At 41.1% G+C, this 26,963-nt stretch carries 22 protein-coding genes and 1 tRNA gene; 10 read left to right on the plus strand and 13 right to left on the minus strand.

All coding sequences use genetic code 11. The features are described from left to right. Positions 1-97 precede the first annotated feature (97 nt). The gene (locus H6G28_RS09035) at positions 98-1,045 is read left to right on the plus strand and encodes a D-2-hydroxyacid dehydrogenase (protein WP_190670349.1); all 948 of its coding nucleotides are present in this window, start codon (positions 98-100) and stop codon (positions 1,043-1,045) included. Between the two features lie 112 nt (positions 1,046-1,157). Here H6G28_RS09035 and H6G28_RS09040 read toward each other — a convergent pair whose 3' ends face one another. The 3 genes from H6G28_RS09040 to H6G28_RS09050 form a co-directional block, all read right to left on the minus strand. Then, positions 1,158-1,844: an N-acetylmannosamine-6-phosphate 2-epimerase gene (locus H6G28_RS09040; RefSeq protein ID WP_190670351.1), complete on the minus strand. Its 687-nt coding sequence runs from the start codon at positions 1,842-1,844 to the stop codon at positions 1,158-1,160. 159 nt (positions 1,845-2,003) lie between these two features. Beyond that, positions 2,004-2,234, minus strand: a complete 231-nt coding sequence (locus tag H6G28_RS09045) for a hypothetical protein (RefSeq protein WP_190590032.1) — start codon at positions 2,232-2,234, stop codon at positions 2,004-2,006. Between the two features lie 171 nt (positions 2,235-2,405). Beyond that, entirely contained in the window at positions 2,406-4,352 is a 1,947-nt protein-coding gene (locus H6G28_RS09050) for a GAF domain-containing sensor histidine kinase (protein WP_190670353.1), read from the minus strand. Positions 4,353-4,488: 136 nt separating this feature from the next. On the opposite strand from H6G28_RS09050, the gene cobN reads away from it, so the two are divergent. Both cobN and H6G28_RS09060 read left to right on the plus strand, forming a co-directional pair. After that, positions 4,489-8,445, plus strand: coding sequence for a cobaltochelatase subunit CobN (cobN, locus tag H6G28_RS09055; protein WP_190670355.1), 3,957 nt, complete (start codon positions 4,489-4,491; stop codon positions 8,443-8,445). 9 nt (positions 8,446-8,454) lie between these two features. After that, a complete protein-coding gene (locus tag H6G28_RS09060) occupies positions 8,455-9,678 on the plus strand; it encodes a peptidoglycan-binding domain-containing protein (RefSeq protein ID WP_190590035.1) in 1,224 nt (407 codons plus the stop codon). A gap of 169 nt (positions 9,679-9,847) precedes the next feature. Here H6G28_RS09060 and H6G28_RS09065 read toward each other — a convergent pair whose 3' ends face one another. The 10 genes from H6G28_RS09065 to H6G28_RS09110 all read right to left on the minus strand — a co-directional run bounded on the left by H6G28_RS09065 (position 9,848) and on the right by H6G28_RS09110 (position 19,832). Continuing rightward, positions 9,848-10,303: a Fur family transcriptional regulator gene (locus H6G28_RS09065; protein ID WP_062295370.1), complete on the minus strand. Its 456-nt coding sequence runs from the start codon at positions 10,301-10,303 to the stop codon at positions 9,848-9,850. Positions 10,304-10,718: 415 nt separating this feature from the next. Continuing rightward, positions 10,719-11,969 (minus strand): RNA polymerase sigma factor SigC, encoded by a 1,251-nt coding sequence (sigC, locus tag H6G28_RS09070; RefSeq protein WP_190590036.1) that lies wholly within the window; start codon positions 11,967-11,969, stop codon positions 10,719-10,721. A gap of 840 nt (positions 11,970-12,809) precedes the next feature. Continuing rightward, positions 12,810-13,067 carry a type II toxin-antitoxin system RelE family toxin gene (locus H6G28_RS09075; protein WP_062295366.1) on the minus strand — a complete coding sequence of 86 codons (258 nt, stop codon included), beginning with the start codon at positions 13,065-13,067 and terminating at the stop codon, positions 12,810-12,812. After that, positions 13,045-13,266: a hypothetical protein gene (locus tag H6G28_RS09080; RefSeq protein WP_190590037.1), complete on the minus strand. Its 222-nt coding sequence runs from the start codon at positions 13,264-13,266 to the stop codon at positions 13,045-13,047. Before H6G28_RS09080 ends, H6G28_RS09075 begins: the two co-directional genes overlap by 23 nt. A 148-nt stretch (positions 13,267-13,414) precedes the next feature. Then, positions 13,415-14,338, minus strand: a complete 924-nt coding sequence (locus H6G28_RS09085) for an NAD(P)H-dependent glycerol-3-phosphate dehydrogenase (protein ID WP_190670416.1) — start codon at positions 14,336-14,338, stop codon at positions 13,415-13,417. 46 nt (positions 14,339-14,384) lie between these two features. Next, positions 14,385-15,290, minus strand: coding sequence for a lipoyl synthase (gene lipA / locus H6G28_RS09090; protein WP_190670356.1), 906 nt, complete (start codon positions 15,288-15,290; stop codon positions 14,385-14,387). A gap of 319 nt (positions 15,291-15,609) precedes the next feature. Beyond that, a complete protein-coding gene (locus tag H6G28_RS09095) occupies positions 15,610-15,891 on the minus strand; it encodes a hypothetical protein (protein WP_190670357.1) in 282 nt (93 codons plus the stop codon). Between the two features lie 144 nt (positions 15,892-16,035). Beyond that, positions 16,036-16,272 carry a hypothetical protein gene (locus H6G28_RS09100; protein ID WP_190670359.1) on the minus strand — a complete coding sequence of 79 codons (237 nt, stop codon included), beginning with the start codon at positions 16,270-16,272 and terminating at the stop codon, positions 16,036-16,038. Positions 16,273-16,894: 622 nt separating this feature from the next. Beyond that, complete coding sequence (locus tag H6G28_RS09105; RefSeq protein ID WP_190670360.1) at positions 16,895-17,914, minus strand: replication initiation factor domain-containing protein; 1,020 nt, start codon at positions 17,912-17,914, stop codon at positions 16,895-16,897. Between the two features lie 463 nt (positions 17,915-18,377). After that, positions 18,378-19,832, minus strand: a complete 1,455-nt coding sequence (locus H6G28_RS09110) for a site-specific integrase (protein WP_190670362.1) — start codon at positions 19,830-19,832, stop codon at positions 18,378-18,380. Between the two features lie 294 nt (positions 19,833-20,126). Between H6G28_RS09110 and H6G28_RS09115 the strand changes: the two genes are divergently transcribed. The 7 genes from H6G28_RS09115 (at position 20,127) to H6G28_RS09145 (ending at position 26,961) form a co-directional block, all read left to right on the plus strand. Continuing rightward, a tRNA-Pro gene (locus tag H6G28_RS09115) sits at positions 20,127-20,200 on the plus strand. 728 nt (positions 20,201-20,928) lie between these two features. Then, the gene (locus H6G28_RS09120) at positions 20,929-21,234 is read left to right on the plus strand and encodes a lasso peptide biosynthesis PqqD family chaperone (RefSeq protein ID WP_190590039.1); all 306 of its coding nucleotides are present in this window, start codon (positions 20,929-20,931) and stop codon (positions 21,232-21,234) included. Further along, positions 21,218-21,649 (plus strand): lasso peptide biosynthesis B2 protein, encoded by a 432-nt coding sequence (locus H6G28_RS09125; protein ID WP_190670363.1) that lies wholly within the window; start codon positions 21,218-21,220, stop codon positions 21,647-21,649. Before H6G28_RS09120 ends, H6G28_RS09125 begins: the two co-directional genes overlap by 17 nt. Before the next feature lie 3 nt (positions 21,650-21,652). Further along, positions 21,653-23,707, plus strand: coding sequence for a lasso peptide isopeptide bond-forming cyclase (locus H6G28_RS09130; protein WP_190670365.1), 2,055 nt, complete (start codon positions 21,653-21,655; stop codon positions 23,705-23,707). Between the two features lie 67 nt (positions 23,708-23,774). Next, complete coding sequence (locus H6G28_RS09135) at positions 23,775-23,951, plus strand: lasso peptide (protein ID WP_190670367.1); 177 nt, start codon at positions 23,775-23,777, stop codon at positions 23,949-23,951. Positions 23,952-24,216: 265 nt separating this feature from the next. Beyond that, a complete protein-coding gene (locus H6G28_RS09140) occupies positions 24,217-25,110 on the plus strand; it encodes a serine kinase (RefSeq protein WP_190670369.1) in 894 nt (297 codons plus the stop codon). Between the two features lie 33 nt (positions 25,111-25,143). After that, positions 25,144-26,961 carry an ABC transporter ATP-binding protein gene (locus H6G28_RS09145; protein ID WP_190670370.1) on the plus strand — a complete coding sequence of 606 codons (1,818 nt, stop codon included), beginning with the start codon at positions 25,144-25,146 and terminating at the stop codon, positions 26,959-26,961. The last annotated feature ends 2 nt before the right edge of the window (positions 26,962-26,963 follow it).

Below are 26,963 nucleotides of genomic sequence, written 5' to 3' on the forward strand. Positions count from 1 at the left end.
AGGCGTAAGTCCATAGAAAAATCTACGCCATCATATCCTGATCCCAGTCAAGTTTCCGCACAAGAAAAAACGACCCTGTAATTCGGTGACTTAAACTATGAAAATCATTTTGCCTATCGAAATCGCTGCCGAAATTGAGCCACATCTATCGGCAGATACTAAGGTTGTACTGGTTGATAGTGATGGCAATCTTGATCAAAATGCGACGGATGCAGAGATTTATTTAAGTTGGTTTTTTCTCAAAAGCAATGTGTTGCATAAAGTGTTAGCAGCCGCACCCGCTTTACGTTGGCATCATGCGCCGAATGCAGGAGTAAATCATATTTTGACTCCGACTTATTTAGAACGGGACTTGATTCTGACGAATGGTGCAGGTGTTCATGCAATTCCGATCGCAGAATTTGTTTTAACTTATATACTTGCTCATGCTAAAAATCTGGCTGAATTGCAAGCCTTACAAGCAGAACACCACTGGAAAAGAGGTTTTCCGATTCAAGAATTAACTGATGCTACTTTGTTAATTATCGGTGCTGGTGGTATTGGTCAAGCGATCGCTGCTCGTGCTAAAGCTTTTGGGATGAAAATTATTGGTACTCGTCGCCACCCACAAGAATTAGCAAATTTTGATCAGGTTGTCGGTGTTAATGAATGGCGTTCATATTTACCAGAGGCGGATTATGTTGTAGTTGCAACACCCCTGACAGCAGAAACCCATAATTTAATTGATGAGACTGTATTGCGATCGCTGCCGCCTCATGCTTATCTGATTAATATTGCTCGTGGTGCTGTGGTTGATGAATCAGCTTTAATTAAAGCCCTCACCGAAGGTTGGATTGCTGGTGCTGCTTTAGATACAGTAGTTACAGAACCATTACCAGATGATAGCCCTTTGTGGTCAGTCCCCAATATTTTTATTACCCCTCACTGTTCTGGTCATTCTCCCAAAGTCAAACAGCGTTCAGTGGAATTATTTCTGGACAACTTCAACCGCTACCAAACTTCTCAGCCTTTACGTAATTTCGTAGATAAGCAAGCAGGGTATTAGAAAGAAGGTAGCATTCTTAGCTGATTGTCTGAAATAAACCTGCCCTAGAGTAGCAAGAGCAGGTCAAGGAATTTGTATCAGGAATTCCGTGGAATAGTATTCAACATTATCCTCAGTTTTGCATGATTCGTTGATAATTCTTCACTTGCAAATCAATGCCAGTGATTGCAGTACCAACTACAACAGCATAAGCACCTAAATTTAAAGCGTGACGTGCCATTTGCGGTGAAGAAATTCCTCCTTCACAAATTATCGGAACTTTTAACTCCTCTAATATCTGAGTTAAAAGTTCCCAGCTAGGTGGAGAATCATTATTAGTTTTGGGAGTATAGCCATAAAGAGTCGTTGCTACAATATCTGCACCAGCAGAGGCGGCGGCTTTAGCGGACTCAATTGTATCCACATCAGCAATCACTGGTTTCTCTAATTCCTGATGTATGCGGCTGATAATCTCTGCCACTGTCTCACCATCAGGACGATGCCTTGTTGTAGCATCGATCGCAATTATATCGGCTCCAGCCACCGCCACAGCCGTAGCATGATGAAACTGGGGTGTAATGTATACATCGTATTTAGGAATTACTTGTTTCCATAACCCAATAATCGGCACTTGCACTCGCTCTCTTACCGCACGGATATGAGTTGGAGTATCTATACGTACACCAACAGCACCATTATTAACCGCAGCCTGCGCCATTGCAGCAATAATAGTTGGTTCATGTAGAGGTGAATCAACAGGCGCTTGGCAAGATACAATCAGTCCGTTTTTTAAGGTATGAATTAAGTGGTCATTGGTCATTTGAGATAGAACTACTGTATATATAGGAATCCGATTTGATTTCTGAATCTAGTTGTGTAGGCTGGGAGTAGGGAATGGGGAGTAGGGAGTAGGAAAAAAGCCTGACCTGGGTGTACTGATTTTTTTCATAAATCAAATATGAGTCCTATACAATCTCAATTATTCCAGTTGCTCTCTGAGAGATGGAGTCAGAATCATTAATCCTCTGACAACTTCTTCAGGAGTAGCTGTGCCATCAATTACTTTTGGCGTAATTTCCATCAATTCTAAAGCTAAATGGGTAGGAATCCCCTTGGCTTCTAACCGCTTCAATTCCAAAATGTCAATGCCTGCGGCCAATCCATCTAAATATTCTTCTACACTTACACCCAAGTCTTCAATTTCTGCCATAGTAGAATTTTTATTTGTATTTGACTTTCATATTCACATTGATTACGTATAGCAACCCTAAATCATTTACAAATATCTATCTCCCTTGTCTCCCTTTTCTCCCTTGTCTTTACGTGAGCAAACAAAATATTTTTTTAACAACTGAACTGGAGCGATCGCAAAATTCATCAGTTATGAATCAGCACTGAGAACTTTCGCAGACTGGGGAGGTATCCAGACAGTAAAAATAGAGCCGATACCCACAGTCGATTCTACTTCAATTCGACCCCGATGCAATTCTACCAGTTGTTTAGTTAAAGCTAAACCCAATCCGGTACCTTCATAACGGCGACGATAAGGCGTATCTAACTGCTGAAATTTCTCAAACATTAATGGTAATTGCTCTTCAGAAATCCCAATTCCTGTATCTTCAACTTGAAAAACAGCAGTATTATCTTCTACCCAAATTCTGAGAGTAACACTGCCACCTTCTGGTGTAAATTTAATCGCATTGGTTAACAAATTCCATAAAATTTGTTCGATACGCTCGGCATCAGCACTAAAGATATCGCGTCGAGGATCAATTAGTAAATCCAGTTTGAGGGTAACTTGTTGGTTATTCGCTTTATCAATTAAGGCGGATATAGCACTTTCCGCTATCTTTGCCAAAGAAAATTCATTAATATTTAAAACTGTTTTTCCAGCCTCGATTTGTGATAAATCCAGGATGTCGTTAATCATTTCTAATAAATGTTCGCCACTGTCGTGGATGGTTTGCAGATAATCTCGTTGTCGTTGGCTCAATTCACCTATCGGCCAACGTAACAAAGTAGAAGACATCCCAATTACATAAGTTAACGGTGTGAGTAATTCATGACTAATGGTGGCAAGAAATTCGTTACGTAAACGGCTGGCAGCTTCAGCAGCTAATAAAGCATCACGTAAAGCCATTGTACGCTCTAACACTCGTTGTTCGAGCGTTTGTTTTTCTTGAGTGAGCGATCGCATTAACTCTGATTGATGAATAGCGATCGCTAATTGTTCAGCAATTGAAGAAAGTAAATTTCGCTCATTGTCAGTCCACTGGCGCGGAATATCGCACTGATGAGCAATTAACAAACCCCAGAGTTTTTCCTCAAACATAATTGGGGCTGCTAACTTTGCCCTAACTCGATTAGCGCGGAGAAAATTCAACAAACACTCTTCCAGCGCATAAGTTTTTTCCACATCTTCCACCACTAAGGTAAAACCTTGGCGATACTTCTCCCAGCAAAGCGAATGGCGAGTAAAGCAAGTTGTCTCTTGGGAATGTAACACCGAAGAAATCTCATCCGTCGCCCTGACTTCATAAACAATGCAACCACCATACTTTTGCCAGTCTGAGATCAGGGATGGAGTAGGACTCTGCCCATTTGCTGTAGAGTTTTGGGTATTGACCCCTGACCTTTCAAATTTATATATTACTAACCTGTCTAACTTCAAAAACTCACGCACTTGGGCGATCGCAGTTGCCATAATCACTGGCAAATCTAAACTTTTGCGAATCTGAGTTGTAACTTGATTTAACAATCGCTCTTGGGAGATTTGTTTTTGTAAAGCAATTTCAATCGCTTGACAAGCATTCTCTGACTGACTGGTATTAAAAGATTCTGTTACCGCCTGATGTTTTTGAGGTAGCAGATACTCTAATAACAACAGCGTGAATCGACTTTGAAGGGTAGCATCATTAGGGCGGAGAATTTGACTGTAGTAGTCAAGATTTTGATAAGTCTCGGAATCACTAGCAAACAAACCCTTCAAATTGTTAATAAAATCGGCGATCGCTTCTGAATTAAACGTCAAGCTAGTGCTGAGTTGGGAGTTGGGAGTTGGGAATGGGGAGTGGGGATTTTCTTCTGCTTCTTGCTCCTCCTGCGTCAAAGCGCCTCGTAACAGCGCACTAAACTGTTCTGAAACCACCAAAATGAATCTTTGACTTTGCCATTCTTCAGTTATGAGAACTCTAGCCAGCACAGATTCTGTCAGCACTAGCACAGAACTTTCAACAGATTGAGCCATTTGCTGTAACAATTCCCCAAGCTGATTAAATACAACTAAAGGCAAATTTTGAGAAAAGCTCAAATCAGGTGAACTAAGCATTTTCAAAGTCTAGTGAGAGGGGTTGAAGAACCAGTTTATGGGAGGTGTTACCTCTTGTTTAGCAACTGGCTGTGCTAGGCTGAAATGTTCTTTAAATCGTGTTCTAACCAACAGTTTAAGACGGTAAGGCGGGATCATGCACCGAATAAATGCTAAATCAGTCGGATGGAATCAGTCAGAAAGTTTAATGTTTTTAGAACAAACTCCAGCACCGTTTATATTTATTACGGCTGCGGATACTGACATTCAAACTTTGGCAGCAGCAGTTACCAAATTACCGACGAATTTTCCTGCATTAAGAGTCGCTAACTTATTGCAGTTACAACAACAAATCACTATTGACACATACAGCGAGCAAGTTTTAGAACTTGCCGAGGTAATTATTTTACGTCTTTTAGGCGGACGTGCATATTGGGGTTACGGTTTAGAAGTCGTGCAGGAAATTGTACAACGTAACGGTACAACCTTAATTGTAATGCCTGGAGATGATGCCCTCGACCCAGAATTAGTTGCTCAATCTACTGTACCTGTAGAGATTGTTAACCAAGCATGGCAATACTTCAATGAAGGCGGTGTTAATAATTTTGTTAATGCTTTGCAATTTATTGCTGACACTTGTTTAGAAACATCCTTTCAACCCCTACCACCGCAAATTGTTCCTCGTGTGGGTTTGTATGAATGGACAATTGGGAGTAGGGAGTGGGGAGTGGGGAGTGGTGAAACAGCCTTACTCACACAGGAGGAATACAGAAAGAAAAATCCCGAACTTCCTCTTCCCGATTCCCGACTCCCAACTCCCGACTCCCCAATCCCCAAAGTGGGTATTTTGTTCTACCGCGCTCATTATCTGGCGGGAAATACTCAGGTAATTGATGCTTTGTGTACAGCTTTAGCGCACAGAAACTTACAACCAGTGCCAGTGTTTGTTTCTTCATTACGTGACCCCAGCGTACAAGATGAATTGAGTGAAATTTTCCAGCCAAAAGATGCTGAACAAATAGCCATCCTGTTGAATACTACTAGTTTTTCTTTGGCGCGTTTAGACACAGAAGCACCCGAAACAGAAATTTGGCAAAAACTAGATGTGCCAGTTTTACAAGTAATTCTCAGTGGTGGTTCGCTGGAACAGTGGGAGTCACTGTCTCAAGGTTTGTCTCCCCGTGATATTGCCATGAATGTGGCACTACCAGAGGTAGACGGCAGAATTATCAGCCGCGCAGTATCTTTTAAAGCTTTGCAAACACGCAATTCTGACTTAGAAACAGATGTCGTTGTTTATGAACCAGTGAGCGATCGCATCGATTTTGTCGCTCAACTTGCGGCTAATTGGGTACGTCTCAGAACTAAACCACCACAAGAACGGCGCATTGCCCTAATTTTGGCTAACTACCCAAACCGCGATGGTCGCCTTGCTAATGGTGTTGGCTTAGATACTCCCGCCAGTTGCGTAGAAGTTCTCAAAGCCTTACAAATGGCTAGTTATGCAGTAGATGACTTGCCAAAAGATGGTAACGAATTAATCAAACGTCTTACAGATGGCGTAACCAATGACCCCGAAGCCAGAGAATTACGCCCCATTCAGCAAAGTCTTTCAAATGAAGCATATCAGGAATATTTCGCCTCATTACCAGAATCAGTTAAACAAGGTATTAAGGAACGGTGGGGAGTCGGGAGTGGGGAGTCGGGAGTAGAGAATCAAGAAGAAATTTCTTACCCCCATTCTCCTTTTCCCATTCCCGGAATCCAACTCGGCAACATTTTCATTGGGATTCAGCCAGCGCGGGGTTATGATATCGACCCTAGTTTGAATTATCACGCCCCAGATTTAGAACCAACCCACACTTATTTAGCCTTTTATTACTGGGTAAGAGAATACTTTGGTGCGGATGCTGTGGTACATCTTGGCAAACATGGCAACCTGGAATGGCTACCAGGGAAAAGTTTAGCTTTATCCAGCGATTGTTATCCCGAAGTTGCTTTTGGTGCAATGCCTCACCTCTACCCCTTTATTGTTAATGATCCGGGTGAAGGTTCCCAAGCCAAACGCCGCGCCCAAGCGGTGATTATCGACCATCTCACACCACCAATGACTCGTGCAGAATTGTATGGGGCTTTGCAACAATTAGAAAACTTAATTGATGAATTTTACGAAGCCGAAAGCTTAGATCCTTCTCGATTACCAGCCATCCGCGATCGCATCCGCGAACTCGTCATCAACGAAAACCTCCACCTCGACTTAGGACTAGAAAACAAAGAAGCCATCTTCAACTTTGAATTATCAATATTAAACTCATTAGATGGTTATCTATGCGAACTCAAAGAAGCTCAAATCCGCGACGGTTTGCATATATTCGGGCAATGTCCCCAAGATAGACAACTACGCGACTTAATAGTTGCGATCGCCCGTATCCCCAACCGCCACTCCATCGGCATCACCCGCGCCCTATCCCAAGCCTGGGGATTAGACATCGACCCCCTCACCGACGAATTTAGCGCCCCCTTCACCCCCTCAGAATCACTCTCCGCGCCTTTGCGCCTTTGCGCGAAAATAAAATCCTGTCGCACCATCGGCGATGTAGTCGAACTCCTAGAACAACAAGCCGCCGAACTAGTAGAACAACTCCCCCACTCAGCACTCAGCACTCACACTTCGACTTCGCTCAGTGTACAGCACTCAGCACTCAACACAACCCTAGACTGGATCAACACCAAACTCCTCCCCGCCCTTCAACAAACACCCGCAGAAATCACCAACTTACTGCATGGACTTGACGGCGGATACGTCCCCAGTGGTGCTTCCGGCGCACCCACACGCGGCAGACCAGAAGTTTTACCCACAGGCAAAAACTTTTACTCAGTAGATATCCGCGCCTTACCCACCGAAACAGCCTGGGATGTCGGTAGAAAAGCAGCAGAGAACTTAATTGAAACTTACACCCAAGAACATGGCGAGTATCCCAAAACACTAGGCTTATCCTTGTGGGGGACAGCAACCATGCGGACTGGTGGTGATGACATTGCTGAAGCTTTAGCCTTGTTGGGTGTGCGTCCTGTGTGGGATGGTGCGGCGCGGCGAGTCATCGATTTTGAAATTTTACCCTTGTCGATTTTGGGTCGTCCGCGTGTAGATGTTACCTTAAGAATTTCTGGATTTTTCCGTGATGCCTTCCCCAATCTGATTGACTTATTTGAACAAGCAGTGATCGCAGTCGCCGCATTGGATGAATCGCCAGAGGAAAATCCCTTAGCAGTGCAAGTGCAGCAAGATACAGAGTATTGGGTAACGCAAGGATTACCAGAATCAGAGGCCAAGTTGCGATCGCGTTATCGCATTTTTGGTTCTCAACCCGGTGCTTACGGTGCGGGACTCCAAGGTTTAATGGAATCGCAAAATTGGACTGATGACCAAGATTTAGCCCGCGCCTACATCAACTGGAGTTGTTACGCCTACAGCAGCATTACTGCCAGCCAAGAAAAGGGCAAACTCACCGGAATTGCTGCGCCAGAAGCATTTGGGCAACGTTTACAGCAAATGCAAATTGTTCTGCAAAACCAAGATAACCGCGAACATGATTTGCTCGATTCTGATGATTATTATCAATTTCAAGGTGGTTTAACGGCTGCTGCCCGTTCTTTGCAAGGTAAAAATCCGCAAATTTACTTCGGTGATCATTCTATTCCCGCTAATCCCCGCATTCGCAAACTGCAAACAGAAATTGCGCGAGTGTATCGTTCCCGTGTGATTAATCCTAAGTGGATTGCCGGAGTCATGCGCCACGGTTATAAAGGTGCCTTTGAAATGTCAGCAACTGTTGATTTTTTATTCGCCTACGATGCCACGACCAAATGCGTAGAAGACTATATGTATCAAGGGATAGCGGAGTCTTATTTATTTGATACTACCGTTTCCGAATTTATTCAGTACAATAATCCTCATGCGTTGCGTGATATTGCTGAAAGATTACTTGAAGCACACCAGCGTGGTTTATGGGAGAATGTCGATATACTGACACTGGAAAATTTAAGAAATTTAGTACATCAAGCAGAAGCAGCCATCGAAGAAAAATATATTCCAGACAAATCAACGGTGTAGGAATCTACTATGGACAACCTTGCATATTTGCACCTAGCTTTCGCCTATGAAGACTGTGAATCCAGTGACTTGGTGTTGCTGAGTGATTTATTAAACAAAGCCTCAGCCCCAGACTGGAGTAAACTCTCTGGTAAGGCTTGGAAGTATATGTTACCTCTGGCGCTTACCTTGTCTATTCTCAGTAGTGTTAATAGTGTCTTGGCTCTAGAGCGAGGAGATCAAGGCCCTTCTGTGAGAAGTCTGCAACAAAAACTCCAACAAGCAGGCTTTTATCAAGCACCTATCACGCAAGTTTACGATTTCCCCACAGAAGAAGCTGTCCGACGCTTCCAAAAAGCTGCGGGTTTACCTGTTGACGGTGTGATGGGTGCAAGCGCCATCCAAAAACTAGACAACTGGCGTAAGTCATCTGCAACTAACCAAGCTAAAAAGCCAACAGTTGTGCGGACAACTCAAACCACAAGAGTTGCGGCTGCTAGTACATCTAGTACAAAAAAACCAACAGTTGTGCGGACAACTCAAACCACAAGAGTTGCGGCTGCTAGTACATCTAGTACATCAGTCAACAAAACCACAACCCAAGCTACCAAACGCAGTAATTCTCAATACCTGATGAGAGGTGATGAAGGGGAACAAGTGAGAGTTCTGCAAGAAAAATTGCGGGTAGCAGGTTACTACTACGGAAATGCGACAGGGATATTTGGCCCCATTACCGAAGAATCGGTGAAGCGGTTCCAAGAAGCCTATAAACTAAACGTTGATGGGATTGTTGGCCCGGCAACTATCAGCAAACTGCCAGGGAGTGGTGTAGGTTATGGTGAAGATGCTCCGCCAAGACGTGCAGCTGATAAAGATAATCTTCGCATGGGCGATCGCGGTGAAGCCGTGAGAATGCTGCAAGAACAATTAATTAAAGCCGGATATTTACAAGGAGAACCAAACGGCTACTTTGGTTCTTACACTTCCGATGCTGTACGCCGCTTCCAATCTGACAATTACTTAGCCGCCAGTGGAATTGCTGGCCCTACCACCAGAGCTAGGTTATATAGTAAGGTGAGCAATGCGCCCAAAAGCGACTTTAGTGTTTTAGAAATTCAACGACGGCTGCGAGACAAGGGCTTTTATAAAGGAAAGCTCAATGGTGTTATGGCAGAAGACACAAGAAAAGCCATTAAGCAAGCCCAAGAATTTTACGGTGTCAGTCTTAGTGATATTAGAAGCGGACGCTTTTAACATCCGCTATGGCTTGTCGATGTGAATCCCCAATAGGTTGCTTCCCTCCGATAACTCTGCCAATTTTAGATTTTTTGGTCTATCACCAATTGAGTCTTAGATTGGCTGATTGATCAATCCAAAATCCAAAATTTAAAATCCAAAATTCTTTGGTTATCCTGCCCCAATGCTATAGCGGCATTAATGCCCTTTGGCACTTGGGGCATACTGCATGAATGGTCATTTGACAGTCGAGTAAATGAAACCCTTCTTTTTGAGCAGTTTTCGCACCAATTTTTAAAATCGAATCGTTTTTAAACTCAATTGTACTGTTGCACCGGACACAAATTAAATGGTGGTGATGGTGCGGGTAAGGTTGGTTAATTTCGTAATGTTTATGACCTTCGCCTAATTCCAATTCCCGCAAAATGCCCATCCGTGCCATCAGCTTCAACGTCCGGTAGATAGTTGAAAGGCTGATACCTTCGCCATCGGTTTCTAATCGATGGTAAAGATCCTCGGCACTGAGGTGTTCACCTTGTGGTAGCTCTTGAAAAATGTGTAAAATTGTTTCTCGTTGGGGAGTTAAACGCCAGCCTCTTTCATTTAACTCTGCTTTGAGTGAAGTAGTTGTGTAGACAGTCATACTAATTTTTCTCAACAAAGCCTATTAGTTGAGAATATAACAAATGTTCGGAGCAATTTGCAACAAACAATGCTTATTGACAATCTTTGTTAAGTTCCCATAAATAATCCGTAAAGTTCTTAAATCCCTACTTGAGTAGCGATCCCATACTCTCGGACAATTCAGCAGCAGTGTCTGGCAGTATAGCCAAGACTAGCTGCAAAAGTTTTTCATAAGCTAGAGAATTTTTAGCACTAAAATCCAAATTAACTGTGCTAAAACGGAAGAATCCAAAGTCAAAAATCTATAGAAGTGTAAAGAATGAAGGATAAAACTTCATCTTCATACGTCACGCTACCCTTCTTCCCAAGGGAGATGCTACGCGAACAGGAAGCCACGCAAAGCGCGTCTACACACTTTACACTTCATACATCAATTAGCTCAGAGACTCTAGATAGTCGCGGATGAGATTACGACGCTTGGGTTGACGGAGCTTTTGCAAAGCTTTCGATTCAATTTGGCGTACTCGTTCCCGTGATAAATCCAGGGCGCGGCCAATTTCGGCTAAAGAATAAGGATGACCATCAGCTAAACCAAACCGCATCAGAATGACATCTCGTTCGCGGCTAGTTAAATCAGCTAACAGATTTTGCAAGTCTCTTTGTAAAGATTCTCGCATTAACATTTCTTCAGGAGTCACGCTATCGGTTTCTAGCAATTCTCCTAACTCTGTATCTTTATCTTTACCAACTTTGGTTTCTAGAGAAACAGAACGTGGCACTCTCAACAACACTTCTCTCACTTGAGATGGTGTCATTTCTAATTCAATTGCCAAGTCTTCTAAAGTCGGAGTCCGACCTTTTTCTTGAGCAATTTTGCGTTGCGCTTTTTTAATTTTGTTTAATTTTTCTGTAATATGAACTGGGAGGCGAATTGTGCGACTAGAAGTTGCGATCGCTCTTGTAATCCCTTGACGAATCCACCAGTAAGCATAAGTACTAAAGCGATAACCTTTGGTGGGGTCAAATTTTTCTACGGCTCTTTCTAAACCAAGAGTTCCTTCTTGGACTAAATCTAATAATTCCAAGCCACGATTTTGGTATTTCTTGGCAACAGAAACCACAAGACGTAGATTCGCCTTGATCATGTGTTCTTTAGATTGCAGTCCTTGAGATTGAATTTGCTCCAATTCTTCGACTGTGATTTTGGCAATTTCTGCCCAACGGCGTTTACCTTCTGACAAAATCGGCTTGAGATCCGACACTTGCACACCAGCAGTATTAGCCCATCTTTCTAATGATGGACGGTGGCCAAGCTCCGATGCTAAACGCTCTTGAACTTCAATTAATCGCAAATAAGGCTCAACTACAGCATCACCTTGCTTGGCAGCATTGGCAAGTACTGTCCGCATCCGTAGGTAACGTTGAACTTTTTGAGCTTCTGAAACTTCTTCATCACGCCCCAACAACCGGACTCGTCCAATTTCCTGAAGATATAGACGTACCAGGTCTGTACTGCGGCGATTAGTATTTGCGCCAAAACTAGCAGGGTCAACAGAAACTATCTCCAAATCGTGAAGCTCTTCGACCGATAAATCACCGTCGTCAACCGTGATATCTGGGTCTAAAACCTGGCGGGACTTTTGGGAATTGTAGGCGGCATCCGGGTAAAAAGATGTTGCTGGCATATCGTCTCAATGGCTCCAGGTAACAATAGATTACGGTGAGTCAGCGCGGCGGGAGGATATAACCTCCGTAAGCGACTGCGTTCCCCGAAGGGTCAGCTAATCAAAATCAACTGTTGCTATTGTTCCCGTGATTCACGATGAAATAACACGGTAGAGGATTCCAATACAATTTTTTTTCAAAAACTGCACTAGTGTTTCCAACATTAATGCCGAAATCCTTCGGCCGTTGAACATTTGATTGAACCAATAGCTATTCAAATCTACAGATAAGCTTTAAATTCTGAGCTACCTAATCAGCATTTCGACGTAATATGTATTAAGTGTTACTTTTTTAACTGGTATAAACATCTGTCAGTAAATTTATGTTTAACATTGGGTTAGTCATATCTACATGGTTATTAAAGTAATTTCCTGACGATTTAGTATTTTCTGTCTAGGGATTTTTCGGGAATATGTGAAGTAAAACAAAGGCAGAGTTTAGACAGGCAAAGTAGGCAACCGAGGAAAAAGTAATGATGAATAGCTTTTCATCCCAGTCAGGTTGCTACACCAATTTTGGGCGATCGCACCCTGGACATTATTCTTATATCTAATGTAGCCGCCTCAACTCGCTACCAAACTCGGTTGAGTATAGGAAGGAATCCGATTTGATTTCTGAATCTAGTTGTGTGGTGCGCGTTCGCAAAGCGTCTCGCAGAGAAGCGCAGCGCAAGCGCGATAGGCAGGGAGTAGGGAATGGGGAGTAGGGAGTAGGAAAAAAGCCTGACCTGGGTGTACTGGTTTTTTCATAAATCAAATATGAGTCCTATATCATCTGTAATTGATAGCTGAAACCATCGTCTAATTCAGCAGAGCTTCATACTCGTCATGATTACCAATCCAGAACCAATAATAATCGTCGCCCTTTTTCAAAGCTAATGCGCGATAACCACCACTAATACGCGCAGACCATAGATTCTTGTCTACTTTTTTGAAGTGTAAAGAAGGATGCACAGGATTTTCTTGCCAAAGTTGATATGCTTTTCTTGCTTGTTCCTTCACTTCTGGAGCTAATTTTGCATAGGCTTGCCAAAAGTCAGGGGTTGTGAAGGACTTCATCAAGATCCCTTACTTTGTTATCTATAATATCTGCCTCTGCTTTAGCAATCAGCTTATTCAACTTTCCTGACACTGCATCTGTTTCAATTTGCTGATCCCACATCTCATCCAAATACTCTTGTAGCCACACAGAGAGTTGGCGGATATCACTTTCAGGTAATTGTTTGATGGCTGCTTCAATGTCTCGTAAGGTAGCCATAAGAAAAACTCATTCTTCAGGTTGAATTTATGGTATCACAATCAATTTTTTGCATAATCTCTCAAATACTCAGTAGTACAGGGAGAAAAAGCATAACAGAAAGTTCCATGTAATCTCCTTTATCTCTAACTTTTTACTTTTGACTCACTCAGTGATATTCCGGCTTGATATCTCGTAGCATTAGTTCATCGAGTGCTTGTTGAGGAGTAACTTCACCTTGGAGTAAGCGATAAACTTGCTCTGTAATTGGCATATAAATATTTTGCTGCTTGGCTAATTGCATCAGAACTTGGCAAGTGTTAACTCCTTCGGCCGTTCCTGGCAAATTAGCGAGGACATTTGTCAGGGTTTGACCACCAGCCATTTGATAGCCGACTTGGTAGTTACGACTCAAAGGACTATTGCAGGTAGCTAACAAATCTCCCAGACCAGACAAACCATAAAAAGTTTCCGTTTTCGCACCTAAAAAATTGCCGATGCGAACCATTTCTGTGAGTCCACGGGTGACTAAAGCAGCTTTGGCGTTGGTTCCCAATTTTAAGCCATCGCAGACACCAGCTGCGATCGCCATCACATTCTTGAGTGTTCCCCCTAATTCCACACCCAGGGGGTCGGGATTTGTATAAACCCGGAAACGTGGTGCAGAAAATATTAACTGCACTTTTTCCGCCGCAGTGGTGATGTTGCTGGCCACTACGGTTGCAGCTGGTAATGATTGTTGAATTTCTGCTGATAAGTTCGGGCCAGATAATACGACTACTGGATGATCAGGAAATGCAGCTTGCCAAATTTGTGACGGCGTAGCAGTTGTTTGTGGTTCTAAGCCTTTGGTTGCTGTGACAAAAATTGTTTCTGGTGAAAGGGGACAAGATTTTACTTGCAAAGCAACATCTCTTACCCCTTTCATGGAAATAGCAGATAGCACTATTTGAGCATTTTGGAGAACAGCTTCTAGTGTTTCTGTGCCATGACGTGACCATAGCCTAACTTTGTGACCATTGGCCTCTGCTAGATTTGCTAAAGCTGTACCCCAAGCACCTGCACCTAAAATTGCAATGGTAGTTTCTTGCACCACTTTTATCAGTTATCAGTTATCAGTTATCAAGTCTACTCCCTGTTTACTGATGACTGATAACTGATTTATCAGCACTCAGCACTCGTCGAGGATAACGTTCCATTAATTCCCGGACTTGTTCTGCATGATATGAGCTTCTGGTTAAGGGAGAAGAAACGACTTGCAAAAATCCGAGTTCTTCACCAAAGGCTTGCCATGCAGCAAATTGTTCTGGGGTAATGAAAGTATCGACTTGCAAATGTTTTTGACTGGGTTGGAGATATTGCCCAATTGTCAAAATATCACAATCGACTGCGCGTAAGTCTTGCATCACTTGGCGAATTTCGCTATCGGTTTCGCCAAGTCCTACCATGATGCCCGATTTAGTATAGAGCCAAGGTGCTATTTGCCGCGATCGCTGCAATAATTCCAATGTGCGATCGTATTTTCCTTGGGGACGCACCCGACGATACAGGCGAGGAACCGTTTCTGTATTATGGTTAACTACTTCTGGGTTAGCTTGTAGAATTATTGCCAAAGCATCCCAGTTACCACATAAATCAGGAATTAATACCTCAATTGTGGTTTGAGGTGACACATTCCGCACCGCCGTAATGCACTCGACAAACTGCGAAGCACCACCATCAGGTAAATCATCTCGGTTAACAGAAGTAATCACCACATGATTTAGCCTCATACGGCGGACTGCTTCGGCTAATCTGGCTGGTTCTGTAGGATCTAAAGGTTTTGGTTTTTTCTCAAAATCAATGTCACAGTAAGGACAAGCACGGGTACAAGCTGGCCCCATAATCAAAAAAGTGGCAGTACCGACATTGAAGCACTCACCAATATTCGGACAGGATGCTTCCTCGCAAACCGTATTGAGTGCTAAATCCCGCAAAATTTCTTTAACGTTACCAACGCGCTCCCATTGAGGCGCTTTAACTCGCAACCAGTCTGGCTTTTTCATAAGTACGCTAAATCAACACTTTCAGCCTAATGTGTCTCTTAAATGCTCATCTAATGCTCAAAACAGCAATATTTGGCATTTTGGGTTTCATTTCGAGCATTATTTTGTAGCTAGAGAAAATGCTCAACGAATGCTCAAAAAAATTAAACAGCAAACAACTAGCTTGCTAGAAGCTAGGGCGAGTTAAATTTTGAGGGTTTAACTATTTTAATCTCATGTCATACACCGTGGGATAGCAGCGTCTATTTTATCGTCTATTTTATCGACGGTAATATCGACGATAAAACAGACGGGAATATCAACCAGAATATAGACAACCTTACTCTGTGGTATCAGCCTTTAAAGCATTGATTTTTTCTCTTATAGAAGCAGCTAAGATAGCCGCTTTACTGTAACGTGGGTTAGTTTTTAAATCCTTTGATTGTATTTCGGCTTCCCATTGGGCAATCTCATCATCTAATTCAGTAAGGAAGCACAATAGCTCATCAATCTTGCTTGCAATACTAAGTGGAACTCTGACTTGAGTGGTATTCTCACCGTATTTAAGCTTACGACCGCCGCCCGGCTTACGCTTGCCTGCTGCTGGTATTCCTCTTGGCATATAACCTGAAACCCTTGTATAATAGGCATATTCTTATTTATGTGACAAAATAAGAACTATGTCAAGGGTAAGGAGGTACAGCGATAAAAATAAAAAAACCACCGTCGGCTAGTACAGTGGTGAAAAAAATATCAGCGTCAGTGATTAGGATTGTTGGACTGCTTTAAATAAATAGTTGAGTGCTATTGTAATGATTTTCTTATCCCCCCAATTACGACCAAAATTAGGATTATCGGTTTTAGTGTTAGAAGCAATAACGGAAGCCAGAGCAATAATGTCATCGGGACAATCGGTATGCTTTAGTGCTTCACTCCATTGTTCATAAATCTCAGGGTTTCTAACCAATGATTTGATTGTAAAAGGAGGTGTGGATTCAGGCATAGTATAGGGTAGATGTACATGGTAAATGCTGTTTTTTACCCTATAGAAAATAACGAATGTGAATCAATAGCTGGTCTTTGAATTTCACTAAATATTATTCAAAAGTTCACATGAAATTCACAGTATTAAAAGACAAAAAGGTACAACTAGGATAATCACTAATGTTTGTGGATTCAAAGCAGTGAGAATAAGCTTTGAAAGCCATCACAGTAATAAGGGTAGGCAAATAAGAACAAGTCTCAGAGATTGAATAGAACAGAGTAAATCACTGGTAATTGATAGGCAGTAACAAGGGTAGGCAATGAGATGTATATAGGGGTTATTGAACCGTCTATTTTATCGACTATATTATCGACGATAATATCGACGGTTTTATCGACGTAGTAAAAAGGGATATATACACCTCATAACTTGCAACGGAACAGGAAACTTAAGTCACACAGCACTGTACGACCGCAAGGGAACTGAATGTACATAACATCTCTACGGGAATCATGAGTACTAACTATTTTGCATTCACCTAAAGCTTTATGTATGACGGTCAGTTTAAATTCCATATATGTCAACGCTGTGTAAAAATTCAATATTTCCATATTTATGTACCTCTGTTGTTTGATAAGGATTATATTTTTCCGACGGTGGTATTTTTTTGAGGTAATAACTGTTCCCACCAATCAGAGCGTTTACAACGGTCACGCTTTTTATTTGTCTTGTCTTTGAAATCAAAATATTTTTCATCTGTCGCTATTAACGCTATAGCAACCGAAATATTTTCACCGTCGTTAATAAGTTTCATTAGTGCGTCAATAGCTTTTATTGAATAGTCGTTACGTAGCTGTAATTCATAACGCAACCATTGGGAATTTATTTTTAATTGCAGTGCCTTGTCGTAGATACGTAATTGCTTATCGCTGTCTTTACTGCCAAAGTAAATTGTTGAGCCTACAACCCGCGTTTTAGTAGCGCCAAAAAAACTACTAGTTGCCCTAGCGCACTCAAACTTAGCAAGTAGCTCAGGGAAGTTAAAAAAGTCTATAGATAGGTCTACCCTTGTTAATGTCACATTAGGGGTAGCTAGGAGCGTTTTTAAGGCTTGTATTTGTTGTAATACACTTAATTGTCCTAAAACACTTCCAGGCACGGTAAAACGCATTTTAAGGGCAAATGGTGAGTTATCAGCTTTTGTTGGGTATGAATACTCAAGGTGTATACCGTTGCTGAAATCTATGGCGTGAGAGTAAAGCTGATAACCCCGTTCTTTTTTGGTGCGGTTATTGTTGCCAGTGTTTTGAGGTGCTTTTGCTTGAGTCTTGACCGGATAGGGACTACCAGGAATACCGCCAAATGTATTGGCGACAAGGGTTATGAGTGCTTGGTAATCCTGTTGTGTAGGCAGGTTACTGGTAAACGAGATGTGGTCTATGTGTGGGTATGCAAGCTGAGAGTGTTGCTGGGCAAGGGTTTCGGGTGTAGAGTGTCCATCCAACACGCTGCTAGTTCTATATATATGCCCAAAAAGTTTTTTATTTGATTCACTGCCAGATAAGTCACACTCGTTATGACTTGCACTAAAGTGAATATCGCTGCTACTATCGCTTATGTCGTCTGGTAAAAAGTCGCCAGAATCAAGTATATTTTTCATAGAAAATTCTAATTGGTAATACCTGAAACCCACACGGTTGCAACGTTGTGGGTGTTTTTATGCCTTGAAGCGTAGATGCACTAGTACAAAAATATCATTATCAATAGGAGTCGAATATATAAGAATTTCTTATAAGTAGAAGTACCGCAAAATAGAGGTTTTTCACTCTGTGGAGGCATCACGCGATAACGCACTATGAGTTTCCAGATGGTCATAGACCTTCTACGCACAATGAAAAAAATTAGGCTTCAACCAACAAGGCTTTCGAGCCGCTAACGCGATAAGTTGAATTTATAAATCAATTGACAGTTTCACTCTGGCTTGTGGTGTAGCGTGTGCTAAGTGGGATAGTTGCGATTAGTTGCAAGTATGCACAAAGGGATTAAAACTAACGGGGATAAGGTTTTATAAATAAAAAAATAAGGGAATAAAATTATTCCCTTAAAGTGCTTGAAATTATTGATTAATTGTTTTTATTTTCTAGCAGTCTTCTAATTAATTCCTCTTGTTGTTTCATTTTCTCTTGTTGCTGCTTTAATTCCTCTTTTAATGCTTCAATATCTGATGATTGTTGTGTCACTGAATTGGCTGGTAACTCTGGATTAATTTGTAAGGCAATTTGTGACGTATTCCGATAATGTTTGGCTGATATTTTCTCCCCATGCTCACACCAAGCATTAACGATGTCTTTTTCTCGATTTAAATCATAAATTTGATGAGTGATGAATGTATGCCTAGTGTTATACGGTGGTAAATATTTTGATACTTTACCCTCATCAATTAACGTCTCGATTATACCTGGGTAATAATAAGTGCCACTTTTACTAATGCTTCTCTTACCCTTCCATGCTTCCCCAAATACACAATGATGAATTGTATTACCTTCACGATTTTTAAAAACAACTTCGTTAGGTTCTCCTTGTGGTAACTCTTTTAATAAATTCCACAATCTGCCGTCTTTTGGCATCGGAAAAATACGCGTAGTCTCATTTTTCGTTGGTTTGAATTTCCTTAGCGTACTACTGTAAGAACGGTCAATAACAATTATTTCCCTATCCCACTTAACATCCCCCCACCATAGAGCTATTGCTTCACCTTGCCTACAACCCGTTAAAAACTTAAAGCTTACAAAATGATACCAATGATTAAATCTTGGTTTTTCTGATGTTCTCAAAAACTCCATAATTGATTCTGCTTCATCCCACGTAAAAGCAAAATCTTTGCTTTCTACTTCGTCATCCTCTCTATATTCATCCTGTTTTATTTCTTTAACACGCTTTCCGCTTCCTATACCTTCTGTTAATCCATCAAAATAATTTTTACCAGAATATAAATTTTGTCGGATTACTAGAGCATACGCTTTACTTAAATGACTTAATATTTTTTTGACATTTTGATGGTCACGATTATCAAGTAACCACTCTCTAATCTGTAAAGCATTATCACCAACATGATTAATAGCAGTATCAAGATAACGTCGATAAATACCTGTGTGCTTATCTACTGTTGTTATCGCCCATTCACGCTTTTGGTACTCACAATATATATCCCAGATTTCAAGTGAAGATAATTCTGGCTTAGGTGGCAACTGATTATCTGAAACAAGAATAAGCTTCGGATTTTTAAGACTGGCTTTTAATCCATACTCTTGCAAAATCTCTTGGTAACGACCGATGTTAAAGTTACCAGAACCATCATCAAGCTTCCCCTCTTCAAGCTCCAACTGCAAGCGTCTTTGTAATTGACCCGCTTTAACTTCCCAACCACTAACCAACGGGATGCCAGTACTTAGCTTTACTTGTTTACCATCCGCGAAATAATTACGCGGGAAGCAAGCTTTAATGCTTTTGCTGTCTTCCCTGACAGATACTTGACCTTTTTTAGCCTTGCTTGATGAGGTTTTGACGCTGTTAACCATAATGCTCAAAGAATGCTCAAAATTGGATATTTAATCTTGTAAGTATTGGCTCAACAAGCATTATACACTTTTTCTTGCAACCAGTCTGGCTTTACTGTCACAATCCGCTTTTACCACTGAAAGTTATACAAATCTAATCCTAGCAAGCAATCTATATATATATATAGTTGTCATTGGTTATTTTGTTGTGATGACATCTATGCAGTTTTAGATCAGCTAATTTTCTGGTTGCTCTACCTACTCTCTTTTTTCGGACATTTATGATATCATAATCAAGATATTGCCTTTTTTTGGCGGGATGTAGCGCAGCTTGGTAGCGCACTTCGTTCGGGACGAAGGGGCCGCTGGTTCGAATCCAGTCATCCCGATTTAAAGTTTTAAGCTGAAATCATTACTGTAAGTAGATAGAAAAACTTGTTTCTTTTTCAGGGAACTTTTTGTGAGTTATTTAGTCTACAAGGCTGAATTATCTTGTTGTTATACCAATTGAAATCAAGATACTTTCAATTCAACTGGCAATATCATTCCAAAGATATATTGACTTAAGACAAATCAATTTGCAACATTTTTATTAATAGATAAAAATTGCAAGTACATTAGGAACTCAGGAGCCAAAATTTAGGTAAGCTGATGCCACTTATTATCAATCAATAGATAAATCATCCTGACTTACTTTTACGTTTTGATCCTACGATAAGCTCAAGATATTGCTTGTGACTCCTGATTGCTTAATCCTTGCTGAGTATATGTTTGCCTATTTTCCGAGTTGTAGTTATTGTTCCAAGATTACTCGAACAAGATATTAATTATTTGTGCAGCAAATAACTGTATCATTAATTCCAATTACCTAATTAATAATTGATGGATTGATTACTTTAATTACTACCTCAATTTTGTAGTGATCAATGATGAGAGTAATTAATTGTTGACAGTCAGATTAATTGATTATTTATATTACTTCACAATTGCTTTATAAAGTTAGCGAGTTTTAAAACAAAGGATGAAGATATCAAGCTTACGTAACAGTAATTTCCACAAGGGTGATATAAATTGTTTTTAGTGTGAACAGTTAAAAATCAGTGATTATACTATAAAGATGCCAACAAAACTAAGTTCATCAGAAAACTTAAGTGTAGTAGCCTCTAGAGAGCAAATCTGTTCAGACTTGCAAGGAGAGGTGGTAATTCTTGATATTAAATCTGGTGCGTACTATGGTTTGAATCAAGTAGGAGCAAGTATATGGAACTTCATCCAATCACCAAAAACTGTCCAAGAAATTGAAGATGCCATCCTAGCGGAATACGAAGTAGATGCAGATGTCTGCAAACGTGATATATCCGCTTTGCTAGAAGATTTAGCAGATCAAGGATTGATAGAAATAAACAATGAAGCGGCTGCTTAAATTATGGCAACTCAGCAATAGCGATCGCCAATTTTTATTGAGGACGTTCGTTTTGCTGGGGTTAGTTCGGCTAGGAATGTGGTTACTGTCGTTTAATAAGTTAAGAAAACTGATCAACAAAATCAGTAAACCAACTTTCCAGCTAGAACCAATTTCTCTGCACAAAATTGTTTGGGCAATAAATGTTAGCACGCGTTACACACCAGGTGGAGCCAAGTGCCTAGCGCGGGCTTTAACTTGCCAAGTATTAATGACTCGTTATGGTTACAAACCAGAATTGCGAATCGGAGTTGTTAAAAGTGAAGCTGGCAATTTAGAAGCTCATGCTTGGATTGAAACTCAAGGGTATGTTGTCATTGGCTACCTTCCTGATCTCTCGCGCTTTACTCCATTACCGTCTTTGGCAAGGATATAAATCATGAGCGGTATAGTTGGCATTTACAATCTAGATAATCAGGCAATTGAACAGAAAAAGCTGGTCTTGATGGTAGATGCGATCGCTCATCGGGGGCCGGATGGTGCAGATATCTGGTGTGCTGGTGCAGTTGGCTTGGGTCATCGGATGCTGTGGACAACACCAGAATCACTGTTAGAAAAACTACCTTTTGTTGATCACACCGCTAATTTAGTCATTACAGCCGATTTACGCATAGATAACCGTGATGAACTAATCTCTGCCTTATCGATTAATCACTGTCCACCAGAAAAAATCACAGATAGCCAGTTAGTACTATCAGCTTACGAAAAATGGGGTGAACAATGCCCAACCAAATTGCTTGGTGACTTTGCATTTGTGATCTGGGATCAAAATCAACAGAAATTATTCTGTGCGAGAGATCATTTTGGCATCAAACCCTTATATTACTGCTATCAACCAGGTAAGAAATTTTACTTTGCTTCGGAAATGAAGGCGCTGTTGTGTTTACCGGAAGTGCCGAAAAAGGTGAATGAAATTGCGATCGCCAATCACCTACAACCATTCACAGAAGATAAATCAATTACGTCCTACAAACATATACATCGATTACCTCCGGCGCACACAATGACAGTGAGTTCCACAGGTAAATTAAGAACTCGCGCTTACTGGGCTTTAGAAATTGGTGAAGAGTTAAAACTCAACTCCGATGCTGAATATGCCGCCGCTTTCCGAGAGATATTTATCGAGGCAGTGCGTTGTCGTTTACGCAGTGCATTTCCTGTTGGCTGTCATTTGAGTGGTGGTTTAGATTCTTCCTCAATTGCTTGTGTAGCTAGGGATATCTTACAAACTAAAGGTATCAAGCTGCACACCTTCTCCAACATCTTTGAAGAAGTTCCAGAATGCGACGAACGCCAATACATTAACCCTGTATTAAACCAAGGCGGATTTGTCCCCCATTACGTCCACGCTGATCAATCAGGCCCCTTATCAGAATGGCAGAAATACTATCAATATATAGAAGAACCCTTTATTGGGCCTAGCCATTTTCTGGTGTGGGAATTAAATCGTGCCTCCCAACAAGCAGGGATTCGGATTTCTTTAGATGGTTTTGATGGTGATACAACCGTATCTCATGGCGTGACATACTTTGCCGAATTAGCACGTCAAGGAAAATGGCAGAAATTTATCCAAGAAGCTCAAGCCGTATCACAACACTTTAATACTTCATTAGCCGCCCTTTTTTATCAATATGCCATTACCTACTTACAAGAATTAGTCAAACAGAGAAAATATTTCACCTTTTTGCAAACTGTTTGGCAAATTGGACAGCATTTTCGAGTGTCGCGGCGGAGATTGCTTGTTAGATATGGCATTAAATCCTTAGTTCCTGAGTATATCTTAAAGATTTGGCGATCGCTCCGGGGTAAAAAGCAAAATCAACCCCAAGTTACTTCTTTAATCAACCCACAATTTGCCAAACAAGTCGGGATAAATCCGCAAACACCATCTCAGGAACAAGCCGTCACAGTGAGAGAAGAACAGTGGCGTACCCTAAATTCTGCCCTATTTACCACAGTACTAGAACTGGGAGATTTATGTGCGGCAGCATTTTCTCTAGAGTCGCGTCATCCCTTTATGGATAAACGCTTGATTGAATTTTGCCTGTCTTTACCACCAGATCAAAAACTTTATCAAGGATGGTCTCGCTTTATTATGCGGAGAGCCTTAGATGGTATTCTTCCCCAAGAAGTGCAGTGGCGTGGTGGCAAAACAGATATGACACCAAACTTCCAGCGCGGTTTATTACATCTTGATCGCGCACTGCTAGATGAAGTGATTACTAATGATGTCAGTAATATTCAAGAATTTGTGGATACCAACTTGCTCTACAGATTCTACAACAACCTGATATCGACAAAGGAGGAGATAAACGATGATTCATTAATGCCAGTTTGGAACGTGCTAACACTTTCTCTGTGGCTAAATCATACTCAAAAAACCATAAGTCGGACTAGGGGCAGTGCAGTCTCAGCCTGCTCCTACCTAGACTGATTTGGTTAAATTTCAAAGCCAATATCTAGTCCAGTCAAAAACCAACAAAACAACAGGAGACTTAACAATGAAAAAAACTTACGAAGCGCCTCAACTGACAAACTACGGTAGCGTACAGAATATTACCAATGCTTTTGGGAGAAGAGGCGCACAAGATAATTTCATCATAGGAAATGAAACTTTTCCTGCTGTCGGCTTCGAGGGTTCTAGAGATGGTGTAGTTACTCCCGCACCCAGACCATAGCTTTAGCAAGGTTATAGGTGTAATAGCATCACGGATACTATTATCCCTAAATCAAATCTAGAGCTAAGAAAGAAGGTAATCCTAAAAAAGTAAGTTAGTTTTAGGATTACTGCAAAATCTAAATGAGATGTTTGGAAACATCAGGAACGCTATTTCCTGATGGCTTCCTTTATTACAGATTGTCAGAGCTTTGTCAATTCAAAAGTGATACTAAAACTGAGTTTTGCGTAAATAAAAATTCACTCGTTATCCAGCAATATTTTAGATGTACGTTTACACAGCATACAACTTAGGCATTCACTCGGAATTACCCTTACCTGAACTCATCCCCAGTGACAAACCAGCAGATGTAGTCATCCGTTTTGGTAAGTTAAATGATCAACAACAAAACTTTAGTGATGGTGGTAACTACCTGTTAGCGAGAATTGCCCAATTCGGGATGGTGTTGCTGAAAGATGGAAAAGAAATTGTCCTTGATCCCGATCCTGGTGTTGATGAAGCATTAACACGGACTTTTCTGTTGGGTGCGATTATTTGCGTCTTGCTCCGACAGAGAGGCTTGCTTGTACTTCATGCTAGTAGTGTAGTCATCAATGGTAGTGCAGTTGCCTTTATGGCTGACTCTGGTTTTGGCAAGTCAACTCTGGCGGAATGTTTTCACGCTCACGGCTACAGCATTTTGACAGATGATGTTTTGGCCATTCAAGTTGGTGAACAACAGCCACTAGTCATTCCGGGTTTTCCTCAAATTAAGCTGTGGCCTGATGCGGCGACTTCTTTTGGTCATGTTCCAGATAGTTTACCTTTACTAAATTCCCAAACCATCAAGCGGGTTCATCGACTGCAAGATGGTTTCTTTCAGAAATCTGTACCCCTGAAGAAGATTTATGTGTTAGCTGGCGGAACCCACCCAGAAATCGTTCCTTTAGAACCAAAACAAAGCTTTGGTGAATTAGTGCGACATTCTAGGGAAATGCAAGCCTTGACTGCACCAGAATTTCTCAAAGCACATTTCCAGCAATGTCTGAGTGTAGTTCAACAGGTGCCGATTTGTAGTTTACAACGGCAACGTTCTTTAGCTGCACTACCGGAGTTGGTGAAGCTAGTGGAAAATGATTTGGCTGAAAGAAACTTGTCTCCAGTTACAATCAAAGTTTAAGAAATTAAATTTAGTGCGATCGCCATTTTAAATATGCAACTAGGCAAAAAAATTCGAGATAGACTGCAAAATACTCTGCGACTTTTGCCGGCATTGCGTCTAGTATGGCAAAGTAGCCCCCGTTGGACGATCGCCCGTGTCGTTTTACTAATAATTCAAGGTATCTTACCTGTAGTCTCAATTTATCTTTCAAAACTGATTATTGATACGGTCGCTGCTAACTTGAGCCTAGCGGATAAGACATTAGCATTTCGGAATGTCTTAGTATTAATTGCGCTGGCGGGTGGAATTACTTTATTAACAACCTTGGCTAACTCCTTAACAGAACTAGTCACCACTGCCCATTCTCAACGGGTAACTGACTATATGCAAGGAATTATTAATGCTAAATCGATTGCGGCTGATTTAGAGTATTACGAAAATGCTTTATATTACGATACCTTACAAAGAGCGCAACAAGAAGCACCTTATCGACCACCGCAAATTCTCAATCGTCTAGCACAAATTGGTCAAAATAGTATTTCCTTAGTAGCAATGATTGGTTTGTTACTAACACTGCATTGGGGAATTTTGGGGGTTTTATTTGTAGCTGCTTTGCCTGCTATGTTAGTGCGGATTAAATATAGCCGTATTATGTATGATTGGCAGCGCAAATGGACACCAATGCAACGCCAAGGTTTTTATTTAGCTTGGATGTTGACATCAGACCAATTTGCGAAAGAAATCCGCTTATTTGATTTAGGTCACTATTTTAGTGATTGGTATCTTCGTATTCGTAGACAAATCTATAAAGAAAGCCTGAAAATTTTCACCAGGCGCTTTATCGCTAACTTTTTCGCCGAAGCGATCGCCGGGGTTCTCATATTTGCAATTTATGCTTTAATTATCTATCAAGCAATCAATGGTGTGCTGCGTTTGGGTGATTTAGTGCTTTATTACCAAGCACTCCAACGAGGGCAGAACGATATTAAAAGTTTATTAGCTAACGTTTCAGCACTCTACGAAGATAATTTATTTTTAGGTAATCTCTACGAATTTCTTGACCTCCAACCAAGATTAGCTGACCCAGTAAATCCCAAACCAATACCGCGACCAATGCAGACTGGGATTGTGTTTCATGATGTGAGTTTTCAATATTCTACTACCACTCGTCAGGCACTCCATAATATTAATTTGAGTATTAAACCAGGAGAAATAGTCGCACTGGTAGGTGAGAATGGTTCGGGAAAAACGACTTTAATTAAATTGCTGTGTCGTTTGTACGATCCATCCTCTGGCTGCATCACAATTGATGGTGTTGATATTAAAGATTATCAAATCTCTGAATTACGCCGTGACATCAGCGTGATTTTTCAAGACTATGCTAAATACAACTTTACCGCACAAGAAAATATTTGGTTAGCTAATATTGACTTGCCAGCTAATAGAGAGAGTATTATAGCGGCGGCGCGTCGTTCTGGTGCGGATGATGTCATTAGCAAATTACCCAAAGGTTATGACACAATTTTGGGTAAACTATTTGACCAAGGAGAAGAATTAAGTGTTGGTCAATGGCAAAAAATCGCTTTAGCGCGGGCATTTTTACGAGATTCCCAGTTGATCGTTTTAGATGAACCTACTAGTGCAATGGACGCGAAGGCGGAATATGAAGTGTTTGAAAAATTCCGTCAACTTATCCAAAATCAGTCGGCGATTTTAATTAGTCATCGCTTGTCTACTGTCAAAATGGCCGATCGCATTTATGTGATGGAAAACGGCACAATTATTGAAAGTGGGACTCATAACGAACTGATACAAATGGGTAATCGCTACGCCTACTTATATGAAACTCAAGCCAAGCAATATCGTTAACA

The organism is Nostoc sp. FACHB-190 (assembly GCF_014696905.1).
Lineage (GTDB): Bacteria > Cyanobacteriota > Cyanobacteriia > Cyanobacteriales > Nostocaceae > Nostoc_B.

Bases quoted from the DNA above. Each gene is read 5' to 3' on its own strand.
- H6G28_RS09120 (WP_190590039.1), top strand. From the start codon at position 20,929: ATGCCAACAAAACTAAGTTCATCAGAAAACTTAAGTGTAGTAGCCTCT.
- cobN (WP_190670355.1), top strand. From the start codon at position 4,489: ATGCACCGAATAAATGCTAAATCAGTCGGATGGAATCAGTCAGAAAGT.
- sigC (WP_190590036.1), bottom strand. From the start codon at position 11,969: ATGCCAGCAACATCTTTTTACCCGGATGCCGCCTACAATTCCCAAAAG.
- lipA (WP_190670356.1), bottom strand. From the start codon at position 15,290: ATGAAAAAGCCAGACTGGTTGCGAGTTAAAGCGCCTCAATGGGAGCGC.
- H6G28_RS09035 (WP_190670349.1), top strand. From the start codon at position 98: ATGAAAATCATTTTGCCTATCGAAATCGCTGCCGAAATTGAGCCACAT.
- H6G28_RS09140 (WP_190670369.1), top strand. From the start codon at position 24,217: ATGTACGTTTACACAGCATACAACTTAGGCATTCACTCGGAATTACCC.
- H6G28_RS09100 (WP_190670359.1), bottom strand. From the start codon at position 16,272: ATGCCTGAATCCACACCTCCTTTTACAATCAAATCATTGGTTAGAAAC.
- H6G28_RS09080 (WP_190590037.1), bottom strand. From the start codon at position 13,266: ATGGCTACCTTACGAGACATTGAAGCAGCCATCAAACAATTACCTGAA.
- H6G28_RS09060 (WP_190590035.1), top strand. From the start codon at position 8,455: ATGGACAACCTTGCATATTTGCACCTAGCTTTCGCCTATGAAGACTGT.
- H6G28_RS09040 (WP_190670351.1), bottom strand. From the start codon at position 1,844: ATGACCAATGACCACTTAATTCATACCTTAAAAAACGGACTGATTGTA.
- H6G28_RS09145 (WP_190670370.1), top strand. From the start codon at position 25,144: ATGCAACTAGGCAAAAAAATTCGAGATAGACTGCAAAATACTCTGCGA.
- H6G28_RS09105 (WP_190670360.1), bottom strand. From the start codon at position 17,914: ATGAAAAATATACTTGATTCTGGCGACTTTTTACCAGACGACATAAGC.
- H6G28_RS09075 (WP_062295366.1), bottom strand. From the start codon at position 13,067: ATGAAGTCCTTCACAACCCCTGACTTTTGGCAAGCCTATGCAAAATTA.
- H6G28_RS09125 (WP_190670363.1), top strand. From the start codon at position 21,218: ATGAAGCGGCTGCTTAAATTATGGCAACTCAGCAATAGCGATCGCCAA.
- H6G28_RS09095 (WP_190670357.1), bottom strand. From the start codon at position 15,891: ATGCCAAGAGGAATACCAGCAGCAGGCAAGCGTAAGCCGGGCGGCGGT.
- H6G28_RS09110 (WP_190670362.1), bottom strand. From the start codon at position 19,832: ATGGTTAACAGCGTCAAAACCTCATCAAGCAAGGCTAAAAAAGGTCAA.
- H6G28_RS09045 (WP_190590032.1), bottom strand. From the start codon at position 2,234: ATGGCAGAAATTGAAGACTTGGGTGTAAGTGTAGAAGAATATTTAGAT.
- H6G28_RS09130 (WP_190670365.1), top strand. From the start codon at position 21,653: ATGAGCGGTATAGTTGGCATTTACAATCTAGATAATCAGGCAATTGAA.
- H6G28_RS09135 (WP_190670367.1), top strand. From the start codon at position 23,775: ATGAAAAAAACTTACGAAGCGCCTCAACTGACAAACTACGGTAGCGTA.
- H6G28_RS09065 (WP_062295370.1), bottom strand. From the start codon at position 10,303: ATGACTGTCTACACAACTACTTCACTCAAAGCAGAGTTAAATGAAAGA.
- H6G28_RS09050 (WP_190670353.1), bottom strand. From the start codon at position 4,352: ATGCTTAGTTCACCTGATTTGAGCTTTTCTCAAAATTTGCCTTTAGTT.